The 17,085-nt window shown below is 74.4% G+C and carries 15 protein-coding genes; 8 read left to right on the forward strand and 7 right to left on the reverse strand.

Going from position 1 to position 17,085, the window contains the following annotated elements; genetic code table 11:
- Window positions 1-122: 122 nt before the first annotated feature.
- Window positions 123-1,721 (forward strand): ABC-F family ATP-binding cassette domain-containing protein, encoded by a 1,599-nt coding sequence (locus NP048_RS08370; RefSeq protein WP_227578540.1) that lies wholly within the window; start codon window positions 123-125, stop codon window positions 1,719-1,721.
- On the opposite strand, the gene NP048_RS08375 is transcribed toward NP048_RS08370, so the two are convergent.
- The 3 genes from NP048_RS08375 to NP048_RS08385 are packed head-to-tail and all read right to left on the reverse strand — an operon-like array spanning window position 1,694 to window position 3,209.
- Complete coding sequence (locus NP048_RS08375) at window positions 1,694-2,629, reverse strand: SURF1 family cytochrome oxidase biogenesis protein (protein ID WP_227578541.1); 936 nt, start codon at window positions 2,627-2,629, stop codon at window positions 1,694-1,696. The genes NP048_RS08370 and NP048_RS08375 overlap by 28 nt on opposite strands.
- Entirely contained in the window at window positions 2,626-2,877 is a 252-nt protein-coding gene (locus tag NP048_RS08380) for a hypothetical protein (protein WP_227578542.1), read from the reverse strand. The genes NP048_RS08375 and NP048_RS08380 overlap by 4 nt, the downstream gene beginning before the upstream one ends.
- Window positions 2,874-3,209 (reverse strand): DUF3099 domain-containing protein, encoded by a 336-nt coding sequence (locus tag NP048_RS08385; protein ID WP_227578543.1) that lies wholly within the window; start codon window positions 3,207-3,209, stop codon window positions 2,874-2,876. The genes NP048_RS08380 and NP048_RS08385 overlap by 4 nt, the downstream gene beginning before the upstream one ends.
- Before the next feature lie 139 nt (window positions 3,210-3,348).
- Between NP048_RS08385 and fabG the strand changes: the two genes are divergently transcribed.
- The 3 genes from fabG to NP048_RS08400 all read left to right on the forward strand — a co-directional run bounded on the left by fabG (window position 3,349) and on the right by NP048_RS08400 (window position 5,545).
- Window positions 3,349-4,101: a 3-oxoacyl-ACP reductase FabG gene (gene fabG, locus NP048_RS08390; RefSeq protein ID WP_227578544.1), complete on the forward strand. Its 753-nt coding sequence runs from the start codon at window positions 3,349-3,351 to the stop codon at window positions 4,099-4,101.
- A gap of 65 nt (window positions 4,102-4,166) precedes the next feature.
- Window positions 4,167-4,934 (forward strand): enoyl-ACP reductase FabI, encoded by a 768-nt coding sequence (gene fabI / locus NP048_RS08395; protein ID WP_227578545.1) that lies wholly within the window; start codon window positions 4,167-4,169, stop codon window positions 4,932-4,934.
- A gap of 89 nt (window positions 4,935-5,023) precedes the next feature.
- Window positions 5,024-5,545 (forward strand): SixA phosphatase family protein, encoded by a 522-nt coding sequence (locus tag NP048_RS08400; protein WP_227578546.1) that lies wholly within the window; start codon window positions 5,024-5,026, stop codon window positions 5,543-5,545.
- Between the two features lie 40 nt (window positions 5,546-5,585).
- On the opposite strand, the gene serB is transcribed toward NP048_RS08400, so the two are convergent.
- Both serB and NP048_RS08410 read right to left on the reverse strand, forming a co-directional pair.
- Window positions 5,586-6,236 carry a phosphoserine phosphatase SerB gene (serB, locus tag NP048_RS08405; RefSeq protein ID WP_227578547.1) on the reverse strand — a complete coding sequence of 217 codons (651 nt, stop codon included), beginning with the start codon at window positions 6,234-6,236 and terminating at the stop codon, window positions 5,586-5,588.
- A 95-nt stretch (window positions 6,237-6,331) separates the two neighbouring features.
- A complete protein-coding gene (locus NP048_RS08410) occupies window positions 6,332-7,573 on the reverse strand; it encodes a glucose-1-phosphate adenylyltransferase (RefSeq protein WP_227578548.1) in 1,242 nt (413 codons plus the stop codon).
- 107 nt (window positions 7,574-7,680) lie between these two features.
- Here NP048_RS08410 and glgA point away from each other — a divergent pair, with 107 nt between their 5' ends.
- Entirely contained in the window at window positions 7,681-8,907 is a 1,227-nt protein-coding gene (gene glgA / locus NP048_RS08415; protein WP_227578549.1) for a glycogen synthase, read from the forward strand.
- A 120-nt stretch (window positions 8,908-9,027) separates the two neighbouring features.
- On the opposite strand, the gene NP048_RS08420 is transcribed toward glgA, so the two are convergent.
- Window positions 9,028-9,786: a hypothetical protein gene (locus tag NP048_RS08420; protein WP_227578550.1), complete on the reverse strand. Its 759-nt coding sequence runs from the start codon at window positions 9,784-9,786 to the stop codon at window positions 9,028-9,030.
- Window positions 9,787-9,829: 43 nt separating this feature from the next.
- Entirely contained in the window at window positions 9,830-12,307 is a 2,478-nt protein-coding gene (locus NP048_RS08425) for a DNA gyrase/topoisomerase IV subunit A (protein ID WP_227578551.1), read from the reverse strand.
- 158 nt (window positions 12,308-12,465) lie between these two features.
- Here NP048_RS08425 and NP048_RS08430 point away from each other — a divergent pair, with 158 nt between their 5' ends.
- From NP048_RS08430 to NP048_RS08440, 3 genes are all read left to right on the forward strand, one after another.
- Complete coding sequence (locus NP048_RS08430) at window positions 12,466-15,246, forward strand: bifunctional acetate--CoA ligase family protein/GNAT family N-acetyltransferase (protein WP_227578552.1); 2,781 nt, start codon at window positions 12,466-12,468, stop codon at window positions 15,244-15,246.
- 78 nt (window positions 15,247-15,324) lie between these two features.
- On the forward strand, window positions 15,325-15,897 hold the full coding sequence (locus NP048_RS08435) for a DUF5998 family protein (RefSeq protein ID WP_191779176.1): 573 nt from the start codon (window positions 15,325-15,327) through the stop codon (window positions 15,895-15,897).
- Window positions 15,894-17,075, forward strand: coding sequence for an alkaline phosphatase family protein (locus tag NP048_RS08440; RefSeq protein ID WP_227578553.1), 1,182 nt, complete (start codon window positions 15,894-15,896; stop codon window positions 17,073-17,075). Before NP048_RS08435 ends, NP048_RS08440 begins: the two co-directional genes overlap by 4 nt.
- Window positions 17,076-17,085 lie beyond the last annotated feature (10 nt).

Below are 17,085 nucleotides of genomic sequence, written 5' to 3' on the forward strand. Positions count from 1 at the left end.
GATGACGTGGAGGGTCGGGCGTCCGACCGCTCGCCACGCTAGTGGCTGGGTACGATGGTCGGCGTTTGTGCCGGGAGCCAGAACCCACCCGGTCTTCTCGTAGGAAACCGAGGAACTCCCCTGTGATCACCGCTTCGGGCGTCGAGCTGCGCGTCGGCGCCCGCGTCCTGCTGGAACCGACGACCTTCCGGATCGCCTCCGGCGACCGGATCGGCCTCGTCGGCCGCAACGGTGCGGGCAAGACCACGTTGACCAAGACGCTCGCGGGGGAGACCCAGCCGACCGGCGGGACCATCTCGCGCAGCGGCGACGTGGGCTACCTGCCGCAGGACCCGAGCGCGGGCGACCTGACGCAGCTCGCGATGGACCGGGTGCTCTCGGCGCGCGGGCTCGACGCGATCCTGGCGTCGATGCGGGAGACCGAGGGTGCGATGGCCTCGGCCGACGACGCCACGCGTGACAGGGCCATGGAGCGGTACACGCGGCTCGAGGCGCGGTTCACCGCGGCCGGCGGGTACGCGGCCGAGAGCGAGGCGCACCGCATCACGGCAGCGCTCGGGCTCGACGACCGCGTCCTCGGGCAGAACCTCGGCACGCTGTCCGGTGGTCAGCGCCGCCGGGTCGAGCTCGCGCGCATCCTGTTCTCGGGTGCCGACACGCTCCTGCTCGACGAGCCGACCAACCACCTCGACGCCGACTCCATCGTGTGGTTGCGCGAGTACCTCAAGAGCTACCCGGGCGGGTTCGTCGTCATCAGCCACGACGTCGAGCTGCTGCGCGCGACCGTCAACAAGGTGTTCTACCTCGACGCGAACCGTTCGCACCTCGACCTGTACAACCTCGGCTGGGACGCGTACCTGAAGCAGCGGGAGACCGACGAGAAGCGCCGGCGCCGCGAGCGGGCCAACGCCGAGAAGAAGGCCGCGACGCTCCTGGCGCAGGCCGACAAGATGCGCGCGAAGGCCACCAAGGCCGTCGCGGCGCAGAACATGGCCCGCCGTGCCGAACGCATGCTGTCCGGCCTCGACGCGGTCCGCGCCTCGGACAAGGTCGCGCGCCTGCGGTTCCCGGACCCGGCGCCGTGCGGGCGCACCCCGCTGACCGCCGAGGGCCTGTCGAAGTCGTACGGGTCGCAGGAGGTCTTCACGGACGTCTCGCTGGCGATCGACCGGGGGAGCAAGGTCGTCGTCCTCGGGCTCAACGGTGCCGGCAAGACCACCCTGCTGCGGATGCTCGGGGGCCTGCAGGAGCCCGACACCGGGGAGGTCAAGCCGGGCCACGGCCTCAAGCTCGGGTACTACGCGCAGGAGCACGAGACGCTCGACCTCTCGCGCACCGTCCTGGAGAACCTGCGCACCGCGGCGCCCGACCTCACCGACACCCAGGTGCGGTCCGTCCTCGGGTCGTTCCTGTTCTCCGGTGACGACGCGGACAAGCCGGCCCGGGTGCTGTCCGGCGGGGAGAAGACGCGCCTCGCCCTCGCGACGCTCGTCGTGTCCAGCGCCAACGTGCTGCTGCTCGACGAGCCGACGAACAACCTGGACCCGGCGTCACGCGAGGAGATCCTCGCCGCGCTGCGCGGCTACCAGGGGGCGGTCGTGCTCGTGAGCCACGACGAGGGGGCGGTCGCGGCCCTCGAGCCGGAGCGCGTGCTGCTGCTGCCCGACGGCGACGAGGACCTGTGGAGCGCCGACTACCTGGACCTCATCGCGCTCGCCTGACGGTCGCGCCCGGCGTCCTGCTGCGCGGCGATCTCGGCGTCCTCGTCCCGCTCGTCGCGGCCGGGGGCCCGGCGGGGCCGCGCCCGCCGGGACGGGGGCGCACCCTGCGTGCCGGTGACGACCGACGTCCACTCGCGCCGGGCGGCGACGCTGAACGCCACCAGACCCCCGAGTGCGAACACCCACCACTGGAACGCGTACGACAGGTGGGAGCCCGGGTCCGTGCTCGGCGCGGCCAGCGCACCCAGCGGTGCAGCGGCGGCGGGATCCTCGCGCACGAGCGCGCCGTAGGCCGCGTACGGGGCCGCGTCGACCCCGCCTGCGGTGAGCACCTGGGCAGGGGCGATGGCCTGCACCTGCCCCGACGGCGCGTCACGGCTGCTCGCGGGCTCGCCCGGGCGCAGGCGGACGGTCGCCGTCACCTCGCCGGCCGGCGGGGGTGGGACGTCGACGTCGACCGACCCGTCCGCGCCCGTGGGCACCCAGCCGCGGTCGACGACCAGGACGCGCCCTGCACCGACCGGGTCGCCCTGCGCACCGGGCGCCGCGTCCGTCACGAGGAACGGCACCAGGGCGTGATACGCGGGGGTGCTGTCGACCGGGCGGTTGCGCAGCAGCACGGTCGCGTCGTCGAGGTAGCGCCCTCGGACGTCGACCGAGCGCCAGGCGTCGGACTCGGGCAGCGCGGCGTCCGGGTCCGCGACGACGTCCGCGAGGTCGACGGGTGCGGCGGCGTAGTTGGCCTCCACGACCGCGATGGCGGCGTCACGCTCGACGTGCCGCTGCCACTGCCAGCGGCCCAGGAACGTGCACGTCACGGCCACGGCGACCGCGAGGACGACCAGACCGAGCGCCTGCCGACGTGCCGCGGCGCGCAGGTCGCCGCCCGCGGGTCCCGCCGCGCTCACGGCTCCGACCGGACCAGGTCGTCGACGGGGACGACGTCACGCAGGAAGTCACGGACACGCAGGTACTCCGACAGGTGCTCGCGGTGCCCGTCGCACGCGAGCCAGACCTTGCGCCGTTCGGTCGTGTGCAGCTTGGGGTTGTTCCACAGGACGCCCCATGCGGGCGCCGCGCGGCAGCCGCGTGCGCTGCACACCAGCTCGCCGACCGTGTCGGGGGTGGCCTGCTGCGCGGGGGTCGAGTCGTTCACGGGCCGTCTCCGAGCTGGTCGTGGCGAGGGGCGGGGTCGATCTGGCGCGCCTCGAAGGGCACGTCCGGCACGTCACGCCGCTCGCGTCCGGCGTTCGCCAGCAGCACCGCCACGTAGGGCAGCACGGCGGCGGCCGTGACGAGCGCGAGCGAGACCGCGACCGGGACGTGCGACCAGAGCAGGCCCGCGGCGACGAAGCACAGCACGCGCACGCCCATCTGCCACAGGTACCGGCGCTGCCGGCGCGTGAGGTCGTCGGACAGCGACTCGGGGGCCGACGTGATGCGGTGCACCTCCGGCTCGGCCCGCGCGGCGCGGCGACGTGTTCTCACCACCTGATGGTAGGCGTCGTGCGGCACCGTGCGACGTGGGCCGACCCACACTTTGTGGGCCTCCCACAACGAGGGACCCGCAACTCAGGACGGCGGGCACCCCGCCACGGCGCCCGGTGGTCGGCTAGCGTCGTGTCCCGTGCCTGCGACGACACCCGTGACCACCCCGGACGCCCCGACCTCTCCCGCACCACGCTCGGTGCTGGTGACCGGCGCCAACCGCGGCATCGGCCGCGCCATCGCCGAGCGGTTCGTCGCCGCCGGCGACAAGGTCGCGACGATCGTCCGGTCGGGCGGTGCGCCCGACGGTGTGCTCGAGGTCATCGGGGACGTGCGTGACACCGCGTCCGTCGACGCCGCGTTCACCCAGGTCGAGGCCGCGCACGGCCCCGTCGAGGTCCTCGTCGCGAACGCCGGCGTCACGCGCGACGGTTTGCTGATGCGGATGACCGACGAGGACTTCGCCGATGTGATCGACGTCAACCTCACCGGCGCCTTCCGCGTCGTCCGGCGGGCGAGCAAGGGAATGATCCGGCTGCGCCGTGGCCGGGTCGTGCTCATCTCGTCCGTCGTCGGGATGTACGGCTCGCCCGGGCAGGTCAACTACGCGTCCTCGAAGTCCGCGCTGATCGGCATGGCGCGCTCGGTGACCCGTGAGCTCGGCGGGCGGGGCATCACGGCGAACGTCGTGGCGCCGGGCTTCATCGACACCGACATGACCAAGGCGCTGCCCGAGGACCGCCAGCAGGCGTACCTCGGCTCGATCCCCGCCGGACGGTTCGGGCACGCGGACGAGGTCGCCGCGGCCGTGCAGTTCCTCGCGTCCGACGCGGCCGCGTACGTGTCCGGCGCCGTGCTGCCCGTCGACGGCGGCCTCGGCATGGGGCACTGACCCCTCGCACTCCCTCCGCCGGCGCCCAGCGCGCCCGGCCCACCCGACCGAGAGGCACCTGGACCATGGCACTGCTCGAGGGCAAGACCCTGCTCGTCACCGGCGTCCTGACGGACAGCTCCATCGCGTTCCACGTCGCGCGCCTCGCGCAGGAGCAGGGCGCGAACGTCGTGCTGACGTCGTTCGGCCGGCAGCTGCGCCTGACGCAGGTCATCGCGCGCCGCCTGCCGCAGCCGGCGCCCGTGGTCGAGCTCGACGTGACCTCCACCGACGACCTCGCCGCGCTCGCGGACCGCGTCCGGGAGCACGCGGACCACGTCGACGGGGTCGTGCACTCCATCGGGTTCGCCCCGCAGTCCGTCATGGGCGGCAACTTCCTCGCCGGGCAGTGGGAGGACGTCGCGACCGCGGTACACGTCAGCGCGTACTCGCTCAAGGCGCTCGCGGTGGCCTCCCAGCCGCTGCTGACGCGCGGGTCCAGCATCGTCGGCCTGACGTTCGACGCGCGCTACGCGTGGCCCGTCTACGACTGGATGGGCGTCGCGAAGGCCGCGTTCGAGTCGACCGCGCGGTACCTCGCGCGGGACCTGGGGCCGCAGGGCATCCGCGTGAACCTCGTCTCGGCCGGGCCCATCCGCACGACCGCCGCCAAGTCGATCCCCGGCTTCGAGGCGATGGAGGGCGGCTGGCCCGAGCGGGCTCCGCTCGGGTGGGACGTGCACGACGCCGAGCCGACCGCGCGTGCCGTCGCCGCCCTGCTCTCCGACTGGTTCCCGGCGACGACGGGCGAGATCGTGCACGTCGACGGCGGTGTGCACGCCATGGGGCTGTAGGCGCCGGCCAGGGTGGACGTCACGTTCGTCACGTCGGATCTCGCCTGCTCGGCTACCTCGGTGGGACGGCAGGATGGCACCCTGGTGCCGTGACCCTGCGCCGACTCGTCCTCCTCCGGCACGCCAAGGCGGAGCCGGCCGGCGTGGTCGTCGACCACGAGCGACCGCTGGCCCTCGCCGGGCGGCGCCAGGCCGCGGCCGTCGGTGCTGCGCTCGCTGCCACCGGCCTCGCACCCACGCACGTCCTGTGCTCGTCGTCGCTGCGCACCCGCCAGACGTGGGAGATCGCACGGACGGCGCTGGTCGCCGGGGGCGTCCCGGCCCCGGTCCTGTCGGTGACGGACGCGCTGTACGACGCGTCGGCGGGTGACCTGGCCGCCATCCTGCGGACGCAGCCCGACGAGGCATCGACCGTCCTGGTCGTGGGGCACGAGCCGACGATGTCGCACGCGGCCGACGTGCTGGCAGACCCGGCGTCGGACGAGGCTCTGCTCACGCGCGTGCGCCTCGGGGTGCCGACCGCCGCCTGGACAGTGCTCGAGCTCGACGGCCCGTGGGACGAGGTCGCGCCCGGGGCGCTGCGGCTGGTCCACCTGGACCACCCGGCCTGACAGGCCGAGCGCGCGTCCGGACCGCCGCGGGGACGGACCCTCAGGCGACGAACGGCGCCAGCGTGAGAACGGCGTCCAGGCGTCCGGCCACCGCCACGTCAGCGGCCTGCGCGACGACCGGCTTGGCGTTGAACGCGATGCCCGTGGCGGCGGCGGCGAGCATGTCGAGGTCGTTCGCACCGTCCCCGATCGCCACGGTCCGGCTCATCGGCAGCCCGAGCTCGAGCGCCCACGCCGCGAGCGTGGCTGCCTTCGCGGCCCGGTCGACGACCGGCCCGTCGACCCGGCCCGTCAGCACACCGTCGCGGATCTCGAGCCGGTTGGCGTGCACACGCGTGATCCCCAGGCGGGCCGCGAGCGGTCGCGCGACCTCGACGAAGCCGCCCGACACCAGGCCGACCGGCCAGCCGCGGCCCTGGAGCTCGGCCACCAGCTCGACGGCCCCGGGCGTCAGCTCGATCTCCGCCAGCACGTCGTCGAACACCGACACCGGCAGACCCGCGAGCGTCGCGACACGCTCGCGCAGCGACTGGGCGAAGTCGATCTCACCGCGCATCGCCCGCTCGGTGATCTCCGCCACGAGCGGGCGGGACCCCGCATGACCCGCCAGCATCTCGACGACCTCGCCCGTGATGAGCGTGGAGTCGACGTCCATGACGACGAGCCGGGCAGCAGCCGTACGGGTGTCCACGCCCGCAGGTTAGCGGGCGCCGAGCGCCGGGAGCGCCGGTGTCCGCATGACGTGCGCGCCCGGACGCGTCCGTCCCACGTCGTGGTGGCAGGACGTCAGTCGGTGATGATCGTGCCCTTCGGGACGACGGTGATGCCGCTGTCCGTCACGGTGAAGCCGCGCGCGCGGTCGTGGTCGTGGTCCAGACCGATGCGTGCCCGCTCCGGGACGATGACGTTCTTGTCGAGGATCGCGTGGTGGATCTGGGCGTACCGCTCGACCTGCACGCCGTCCATGAGCACCGAGTCCGTGATCTGCGCCCACGAGTGCAGCCGGATGCCGGGGGACAGGATCGAGCCCGACACGGTCGCACCGGACACGACGACGCCGGGGGAGACGATCGAGTCGGCTGCGTGCCCCAGACGCCCGGCCCCCGAGTGGACGAACTTGGCCGGCGGCAGGCCGGTGTACCCCGTGTACAGCGGCCACGCGTCGTTGTAGAGGTTGAACACCGGTTCGACCGAGATGAGGTCGTGGTTGGCGTCGTAGTACGAGTCCAGGGTCCCCACGTCGCGCCAGTAGTCGCGGTCACGGTCGGTGGAGCCCGGCACGTCGTTGCGGATGAAGTCGTACACGCCCGCCGTGCCGCGCTCGACGAACCACGGGACGATGTCGCCGCCCATGTCGTGCCGCGAGTTCACGTCCTCGGCGTCCACGGTCACGGCCTGCACGAGCGCGTCGGCGTTCGCGACGTAGTTGCCCATCGACGCGAGGATCTCCATCGGGGAGCCGGGGACGGGCGTCGGGTCCAACGGCTTCTCGCGGAACGCCGCGATGCGCGAGGGGTCGCCCGGCACCGTCTCGATGACGCCGAACTGGTCCGCCATGTCGATCGGCTGCCGGATGCCGGCCACCGTCAGCTCGGCGCCCGACTCGATGTGGGCGTCCACCATCTGGGAGAAGTCCATGCGGTAGACGTGGTCGGCGCCGACCACGACCACGATGTCGGGGCGCTCGTCGTCGATGATGTTGAGGCACTGGTAGATCGCGTCCGCGCTGCCCAGGTACCAGTGCTTGCCCACACGCTGCTGCGCCGGCACGGCGGCGACGTAGTTGCCCAGGAGCGACGACATCCGCCACGTCTTGGACACGTGCCGGTCCAGCGAGTGGGACTTGTACTGGGTCAGCACGATCACGTGCAGGTAGTGCGAGTTGATGACGTTCGACAGGGCGAAGTCGACGAGGCGGTAGCTGCCGCCGAAGGGCACGGCGGGCTTGGCGCGGTGCGCGGTGAGCGGCATCAGGCGCTTGCCCTCCCCCCCGGCGAGGACGATGGCGAGGACACGCGGCGCTGGCATGTGACCAACTTAAGCCGAAGGGGCGTCCGCAGCGAGGTACACGCGCGCACGAGCGCTAGCGTGTCGCCAGACGACCGGCGGTGGGCCGGTCACGACTGGAGGCAACGGTGCGCGTCGACCTGCTGACCCGGGAGTACCCGCCGCACGTGTACGGGGGTGCGGGAGTCCACGTGGCGGGCCTGACCGCCGTGCTGCGTGAGCTGATCGACGTGCGGGTGCACAGCTTCGACGACCCGGCCCCGGAGCCGGGCAACCACGGGTACACGGTGCCCGGGGGGCTGACCGGCGCGAACGCCGCGCTGGCCACCATGGGCGTCGACCTCGCGATCGTCGACGGCATCGGACAGGACGCGACCGACGGCGGGACCGACCTGGTGCACTCCCACACCTGGTACGCGAACCTCGCCGGCCACCTCGCGTCGCTGCTGTACGGGGTCCCGCACGTGCTCACCGCGCACAGCCTCGAGCCCCTGCGGCCGTGGAAGGCCGAGCAGCTCGGCGGCGGGTACGCCCTGTCGTCCTGGGTCGAGCGCACCGCGTACGAGGCGGCCGACGCCGTCATCGCCGTCAGCGGCGGCATGCGCGCCGACATCCTGCGGTCGTACCCCGCGGTCGACCCGGCCAAGGTGCACGTCGTGCACAACGGCATCGACCTCGACGGCTGGAAGCGGCCGACCACCGACGACGGCGTCGCGCACGCGCGGCGCGTGGTGCAGGGCCTGGGCATCGACCCGGATCGCCCGTCCGTCGTGTTCGTCGGGCGCATCACCCGGCAGAAGGGCCTGCCGTACCTGCTGCGCGCCGTCGAGGCGCTGCCCTCCGACGTGCAGGTGGTCCTGTGCGCCGGTGCGCCCGACACAGCGGAGATCCTCGAGGAGGTCAAGGCGCTGGTCGCGGACCTGCGCACGCGCCGGTCCGGGGTCGTGTGGATCGACCGGATGCTGCCGCGCGACGAGCTCGTCGCGGTGCTCGCGCACGGCACGGTCTTCGCCTGCCCCTCGGTGTACGAGCCGCTGGGCATCGTGAACCTCGAGGCGATGGCCGTGGGGCTGCCGGTCGTCGGTACCGCGACCGGTGGCATCCCCGAGGTCGTCGACGACGGGGTCACGGGCGTGCTCGTGCCGATCGACCAGGTCCAGGACGGCACCGGGACGCCGGTCGACCCCGACGCGTTCGTCGCCGACCTGGGCGCCGCGCTCGCGGACGCCGTGTCCGACGCCGAGCGGGCGGCCCGCTGGGGCGTCGCCGCGCGTCGCCGCGTCGAGGACCACTTCTCGTGGCACGCGATCGGCGAGCGGACCCTCGAGGTGTACCGCCGCGTCCTCGCCGGCTGACGCGCCCAACTCGTCCTTCGGCGGCTCACAGGCCGTCACGGGCCGCCGAAGGACGAGGTCGCGGGGGTGCGGTTCCGAGGGCTGAGAAGGCCGGCCCGCTGTGCCGGTGAACCGGGGGGATCAGCCGCGGGTCAGGTGGGTCGCCGCCGCGGCCATCGCACGGCGGGCGACGCGGTCGACCTCGCGCAGCGCGGTCGACCGCTGGTCGGCCTGCCACGTGTTGACCGCACCGCCGTCGTCCTGGGTCGCCAGCGCGACGATGCCCCGCAGGCGGGCGGCACTCGACAGCACGCGCAGCCGCTGCGCCTCGATCCCGCGCGGGATCCGACGCTCGGGCAGTGCGCCGTCCCGGACCCCGGCGATCGCGTCGGCGGCGTCCGGCCGCCACCGCTCGACCCCCAGGGACACGAGGGCCTCGGTCGCGGTCAGCAGGCCCCGCCGCAGGTCGCGCTCGGCGTCCTCCAGCGTGCCGACCTGCGCCCACACGGTCGTACGCCAGTCGGGCACCGGCGCGGTCCGCCACGTCACCGCGTGGCCCGGCTCGTAGACCGACCCGAACTGCTCGACGTGCGGCACGGCTGCGAGCGTCCGCGCACCGGCACGCAGCAGCACGCACTCGCCGGCCACCACGGCGTCGTGCGACACCGCGGGCGGGGCGGCGACCGGGTCACCGGGGACCGGCAGGACGACGGCGACGTCGTCGACCGGGCCGCCCAGCCACGTCAGCCAGTCCCGCAGCGTCACCGGCTCGCCGTCCGCGTCGACCGCGTGCGGCTCGTCGTCGTGCTGCACCGCGGCCACCGTCGCGTCCGGCTCCGCGGACGCGGCGAGCCAGAGCGCGAGCAGGACGGACCGGGGCAGGTCGAGGGTGGCAGCCACGGCACCACGGTAGGCGCTGGGACGTCCGCTCTCGCGGCGGGTGTCAGCCGATCGCGTGGACCGGTGCCGTGAGCGGTGCGCCCGAGCCGTCGCGTCGCTCGTCGAGCGGCGGCAGGTCGACCGGCTGCCCCCCGGACCCGGTGGCGCGCGCCGGCGCCGCTCCCACGTGGGCGAGGATCAGCGCGTCCTCACCCTTGAGGAACCGGTGCGAGCGCACGCCACCCGTCGCGCGTCCCTTGCCCGGGTACGCCGCGAACGGCGTGACCTTGGCGGCACCGGTCTGCGTGCCGGGCAGCGCCGACGACGAGCCCGAGACGGTGACCACGACGGCGTCCTCGTCGGGGCGGACGACCCCGAAGGCCACGACCCGCGCACCGGCGGCCAGCTTGATCCCCGTCATGCCGCCTGCGGCACGACCCTGCGGGCGCACCTGGGAGCCCGGGAAGTGCAGCAACGAGGCGTCGGAGGACACCAGGACGAGCTCGTCCTCGTCGGAGGCGAGGGCGGCGCCCACGACCGAGTCGCCGTCCTTGAGGCTGATCGCCTCCCACGCGTCGCGGTTGTTCGGGACGTCCCCCGGCGTGACGCGCTTGACGACGCCCTGAGCGGTCGCGAGTGCCAGCGGGGGAGAGTCCTCGACCAGCGGGACGAGGGCGACGACGCGCTCGTCCTTCTCGAGCGTCACGGCCTCGCCGACCGGCAGGCCGCCCGACAGCGACGGCGGGCCGTCGGTGGGGGGCAGCGCCGGCAGCTCGAGGACCGACAGGCGCACGACCCGACCGCTCGACGTCAGCGCACCGATGTCGGCACGCGCGGTGGTGGCGACCGCCGAGGCGACCACGTCGTGCCGGCTGCGCGTCGTGCCGTCCCCGCGCACGGGCGCCACGTCCTCCCCGGTGCGCGCCACCAGGCCCGTGGCCGACAGCAGCGCCCAGCACGGCGTGTCGGGGATCTCCAGGGGCGCACCGCCCTTCGCCGACGCGGGAGCGCCCGCCGCCCCCGCAAGGCTCGTGCCGCCCGCGTGCTCGAGCAGCACGGTGCGTCGCGGCGTGCCGTACGTCGCCGCCACCTCGGCCATCTCGTCGGACGTGACGCCGCGCAGCAGGGCGTCGTCCGCGAGGATCGCCTGCAGCCGGGAGATCTCGTCGACGAGCTCGTCTCGCTCGCGCTCGAGCTCGATGCGCGAGAACCGCGTCAGCCGACGCAGCCGCAGCTCGAGGATGTACTCGGCCTGCGGCTCGGACAGGTCGAAGACGGATCGCAGCCGCGTGCGCGCCGTGTCGGCGTCGTCCGACGCGCGGATGACCTGGATGACCTCGTCGATGTCGAGGATCGCGATGAGCAGGCCCTCGACCAGGTGCAGCCGCTCCTGGCGCTTCGTCAGACGGTGCGACGTGCGCCGACGCACGACCTCGAGCCGGTGCTCGACCCACACCCGCAGCAGCTCGACCAGCCCCAGCGTGCGCGGCTGGCCGTCGACGAGCGCGACGTTGTTGATGGAGAACGAGTCCTCCAGGGGCGTGTGCCGGTAGAGCTGCTCGAGGACCGCCTCGGGGTGGAATCCCGTCTTGACCTCGATGACGAGCCGCAGACCGTGCGCGCGGTCGGTGAGGTCGACCGCGTCGGCGATGCCGGAGAGCTTCTTGGACTGCACGCCCTCCTTGATCTTCTCGATGACCTTCTCCGGGCCGACCGTGTACGGCAGCTCGGTGATGACGATGCCCTTGCGCTTCGGCGTGACGTTCTCGATCCGCGCGGTCGCCCGCGTGCGGAACGCGCCGCGGCCCGTGCGGTACGCGTCGCGCACGCCGTCGAGACCGACGATCTTGCCGCCCGTCGGCAGGTCCGGACCCGGGACGAACCGCATGAGGTCCTCGAGCGTCGCGTCCGGGTGCTTCACGAGGTGCCGCGCCGCCGCCACGACCTCGACGAGGTTGTGCGGGACCATGTTGGTCGCCATGCCGACCGCGATGCCGGTCGCGCCGTTGACCAGCAGGTTCGGGATGGCGGCGGGCAGCACGCCCGGCTGCTTGAGCTTGTTGTCGTAGTTCGGGACGAAGTCCACGACGTCCTCGTCGAGGCCGTGCGTCATCGCGACCGCCGCGGGCGCCATCCGCGCCTCGGTGTACCGGGAGGCCGCCGGACCGTCGTCGAGCGAGCCGAAGTTGCCGTGGCCGTCGACCAGCGGCAGGCGCAGCGAGAACGGCTGGGCGAGGCGGACCATGGCGTCGTAGATCGCCGAGTCGCCGTGCGGGTGGAGCTTGCCCATGACCTCGCCGACGACACGCGCCGACTTCACGTAGGGCCGCTCGGGGCGCAGGCCCATGTCGGCCATCTGGTAGATGATCCGCCGCTGCACGGGCTTGAGGCCGTCGCGCGCGTCCGGCAGGGCCCGCGAGTAGATGACCGAGTACGCGTACTCGAGGAACGACCCCTCCATCTCCGTCGTGACGTCGACGTCGACGATCCGCTCGACGAGGTCCTCGGGCGGCAGGTCGGGGCTGGCGGGGCGACGCGCCATGGGCTGGTGTGCTCCTCGGGATGCTGCGGGGTGTCGGTGACGGGTCACGGGCCTGCGTGTCGGGCTCGTGCGCGTGGCGGCGGGACGTCGCCCGCGCGTCGACCATTGTCGCCGCCCGGCGGGCCTCCTCGGTGCAGCCGCGCCGCTAGCCTGGCGGCATGGCCAACGTCGTCCCCGGAGACGGGCAGCCCGCCCCCGCAGCGGTGCCGGGGCCTGCCGCGCCCTATCCGGCGGGCTGGGAGGCCGACGTCGTGCTGACGGACGGCTCGACCACGCGCCTGCGGCCGATCCGCCCCGACGACGCCGACGCCCTGCAGGCGTTCCACGTCGCGCAGTCCGAGCGGTCGACGTACCTGCGGTTCTTCGCGTCCCTCGAGCGGCTGCCCGACCGTGACCTGGAACGGCTCGTCACCGTCGACCACCGGACCCGCGTCGCGCTCGTCGCCGTGAGCGGTGCACCGGGGACCGACGCGCCCGAGCGCATCATCGGCGTCGCGCGCTACGACCTCGTCGCGCCGGAGACCGCCGAGGTCGCGTTCAACATCTCCGACGCCCACCAGGGCAAGGGCCTGGCGTCGGTGCTGCTGGAGCACCTGGCGGCGGCGGCGCGCGAGCGCGGCGTGCGGCGGTTCGTCGCCGAGGTCCTGCCGCAGAACGGGCGCATGCTCGCGGTGTTCAAGGAGGCCGGGTACGAGGTCCGCCAGCGCACCGAGGACGGCGTGGTGCAGGTCGGCTTCGACATCGACCCCACGGACCGGTCGCTCGCCGTCGCGGCGGACCGGGAGCACCGCACCGAGGCGCGGTCCATGCGGGCGCTGCTCACGGCACGTTCCGTGGTCGTCGTCGGCCCCGGGCCGGACCCGGGGCCGGACGGCGGGCTCGCGGCGCGCCAGGCCGCGCGCGTCGTCGAGGGCCTCGTGCCCGAGGCTCGCGCGGGCCGGATCACGGTGCACGCGGTGGGCGTCGGCGACGCGGGGCCCGACGCGAACGGGGTCTCCCACCACCTGCGGATCGAGGACGTCCCGGGGCCGGTCGAGCTCGCGGTCGTCGCGCTGCCCGCGGCGCTCGTGCTGGACGTGGCGCGACGGCTCGGTGACCTCGGTGTGCGTGGTCTGGTGCTCGTCTCCGGCGGGTTCGCGGAGTCGGGGCCCGAGGGGCTCGCACGGCAGCGCCTGCTCGTGGGCATCGCGCACGGTGCCGGCATGCGGGTCGTCGGGCCCTCGTCGTTCGGTCTGCTCGCGACGCACGACGGCACGACCCTCGACGCCTCGCTCGCGGCCCGCCCGCCCCGCCCCGGCCGGGTCGGGCTGTTCTGCCAGTCCGCACCACTGGCGGTCACGCTGCTCGCCGCGGTCGAGCGCCGGGGGCTCGGGCTGGCGCAGCTCGTCTCGGCAGGGCACCGCGCGGACGTGTCCGGCAACGACCTCATGCAGTTCTGGGGCGAGGACGAGGACACCGACGTCGTGGCGCTGTACCTGGAGTCCATCGGCAACCCGCGCAAGTTCTCCCGGGTGGCGCGCAGGCTGTCGGCGCACAAGCCGGTCGTGGTGCTCACCGCCGGTCGGTCGGGGCACGTCGTGCCCCCGGGTCACGCGGTCCGACCGACGCGCGCGCCGCGCCGCACCCTGGAGGAGGTGCTGCGCCAGTCGGGTGCCATCCGGGTGGAGAACGTGCACCAGATGCTCGACGTGGTGCAGCTGCTGGCGCACCAGGCACTGCCGACGGGCCGGCGCACCGCGGTCCTCGCCAGCTCCGCAGGCGGTGCCGCGCTCGTCGCCGAGGCGGCGGCCGCCGCCGGCCTCGTCGTCACCGGCTGCGTCGAGCTGCTGAGCGAGGACGCCGACGCCGCGCGAGTGCGCGCGGCGGTCGAGCGGGTCTACACGGATCCCGACGTCGACGTCGTCGTGGTCGTGCGCATCCCCACGCTCGGTGGCCACGACCCGGTGCTGCGCAGCGAGGTCGCGCGCGCCGCAGCCCGGACGGGCCGCACCACCGTCGCCTGCCTGGACGACCTGCACGGCGTGACCGCCGAGCTCACGGCCCCGGACGGCGACGGGCGGGAGCGGACCGTGCCCGCCTACGCGGGGCCCGAGGACGCCGCGCTCGCGCTCGGCCACGCCGCGCGCTACGCCGCGTGGCGTGCCGGCGGCCGCGGCGTGCCGGTACACCCCGACGGTGTCGACACCCGCGCCGCGGGGCGTCTCGTGGCCGGCCTGCTGAGCGCGTCGGGTGCGACCGACGGGGCGCCGTTGACGCTCGACCCGGCGCAGACCGCCGAGCTGCTGGCGGCCGCGGGCATCCACCTGTGGCCGTCGGTGCGCGTCCACGACGCCGACGAGGCGGTCCGCGCGGCCGAGCGGCTTCGCTGGCCCGTGGCCGTCAAGACCACCGTGCCGGCCCTGCGCCACCGCGCCGACCTCGGCGGCGTGCGGCTCGACGTCGCGGACGAGACGGAGCTGCGGGCCGACGTCGAGGGGATCCTCGCGCTCGCGGGCGAGCACGACCCCGGGCCGGGTGTGCCGCCGCTCGAGGTCCAGGCCATGGCGCCGCACGGTGTCGCGTGCGTCGTGCGGTCCTCCGAGGACCCGTTGTTCGGGCCCGTCATCAGCCTCGGGCTCGCCGGCGACGCCTCCGACCTCCTCGGCGACGTCGCGTACGGCGTGCCCCCGCTCACCGACGTCGACGTCGCCGAGCTCGTGCGCACGCCGCGGGCGGCGCCCCGGCTCTTCGGGTACCGGGGCCTGCCGGCGCTCGACGTGGCCGCGCTCGAGGACCTCGTGGCCCGGGTCTCCGTGCTGGCCGACGCGCTGCCGGACGTGCGGTCGCTCGAGCTGAACCCCGTCGTGGTGTCACCGCACGGCCTGGCCGTCCTCGGTGCGTACGCGTCCGTCGCGCCGGCGGACCGGGCCGACGCGGCCCGTCGGCTCGCGCGGCCGTGAACCCCTCGGCGCCACGTGCCCGGCGCGACTCGAGCCGAGGCGCACCACACCCCGCCGACGGGATGGGAAGATGGTCGGGTGCCTGCCCTCTCCACCCCGCTGCGTGACGACCTGCGCCGTGCCGGCTACTACCCGGACCTCGTGGGCGAGGTCCTCGAGGTCGCCCTCGCCGGCGAGGACGCGGTCGCCCACCTGGTCCACCCCGAGACGACGTTCGACGGGGCCGAGGTCCGTCGTCACGTCACCGTTCTCGCGCTGACCGCGACCCGGCTGGTCGTCGCCCACGTCGACGACCACCCGGCCGACTCCGAGCACCCGTCGGCCAGCGCCCAGGCGACGACCGAGGCCGTCCCGCTCCGCGAGCTGCGCTCCGTCGCGTTCACGCACGTCGTGAACGACCCGCAGGACCACCGCGCCGGTGACGGCGCGTCGGAGCTGACGCTCGCGATCGGCTGGGGCGCCGTCTCGCGCGTCGACCTCGAGCCGGCCACGTGCGGCGACCCGCAGTGCGACGCCGACCACGGCATGTCCGGTTCGATCACGCCGGACGACGTCGTGGTCCGCGTCAGCGCAGCGGCCGAGGGACGTGAGGCCGTGCTGGCCGCCGTCCGGTTCGGGCGCACCCTGTCGGCGGCGACGTCGCAGCGGTGAGCACGCCCACGACCGCGGGCCGGGCGGCATCGTCCGAGCCGCATCCCGACGAGCTGGTGACGCCTGCGGCGGGCGCGCCGTCGCTCGCGCACGTCCTGCCGGCCGTCGCGGCGTCGCTCGGTACCGACGTGGCCGGGGGAGCGGACGCACGGGCGCTCCTGGGACTGCCGGCTGCGCGCCGCGTGTGCGTCGTGCTCGTCGACGGGCTGGGGCACCTCAACCTCGCCGAGCGTGGCGGTCACGCGCCCTTCCTGCGCTCGCTGCTCGCGTCCTCGCGGCCGCTGCTCAGCACGTTCCCGTCGACGACCGCGACGGCCGTCGCCGCGTTCGGGACCGGCCGCGGACCCGGTGCGACCGGCATGCTCGGGTACACCGTGCGGGTGCCGGCGACCGGACGGCTCGGCAACCTCGTGTCGTGGACCGACATGCCGCCCCCGGAGGAGTGGCAGCCGCATCCCACGGTCTTCGAGCGCCTGGTCGCGGACGGGGTGCGGGTGACGAGCGTGGGCCCGGCCAGGTTCCACGGCTCGGGCCTGACGGGAGCGGCGTTGCGGGGCGCCGCCTACGCACCTGCGGAGTCCCTCGGCTCTCGTGTCGACACGGTCGTGCGGGCCCTGCGTGAACCCGGGCTGACGTACCTGTACTGGCACGACGTCGACAAGACGGGCCACCACCACGGGTGGGGCTCCTGGCAGTGGGGTGAGGCGCTCGCCGAGCTCGACTTCGAGCTCGGCCGACTCGCGCGGTCGCTGCCGCGCGACACGCTCCTGGTCGTCACGGCGGACCACGGGATGGTCGACGTCGACCCCTCCCGGCGACGCGACGTCGGGACCGACCCCGTCCTGGGGGCGCAGGTCGGCACCACGGGAGGAGAGCCGCGCGCGCTCCACCTCCACGTCGAGCGCGGCGCCGACCCCGAGGTGGTCGCCGCCCGGTGGCGCGACGAGCTCGGTGACGACGCGGTCGTGCGGACGCGCGACGAGGCCGTCGCGGCCGGCTGGTTCGGCCCCGTCGAACCCCGGGTGCGCCCCGTCGTGGGCGACGTCGTCGTCGCGATGACGGGCGCGGCGACCGTCGTGGACTCCCGGACGCAGACGCCCGCGTCGATCGAGCTGCGGGGCGTGCACGGGTCGCTCACGGCCCGCGAGATGCTCGTGCCGCTGCTGGTGCTCGGGTGAGCGCGCGTCC

This window comes from Cellulomonas xiejunii, from assembly GCF_024508315.1.
Taxonomy (GTDB): Bacteria; Actinomycetota; Actinomycetes; order Actinomycetales; family Cellulomonadaceae; genus Cellulomonas; species Cellulomonas xiejunii.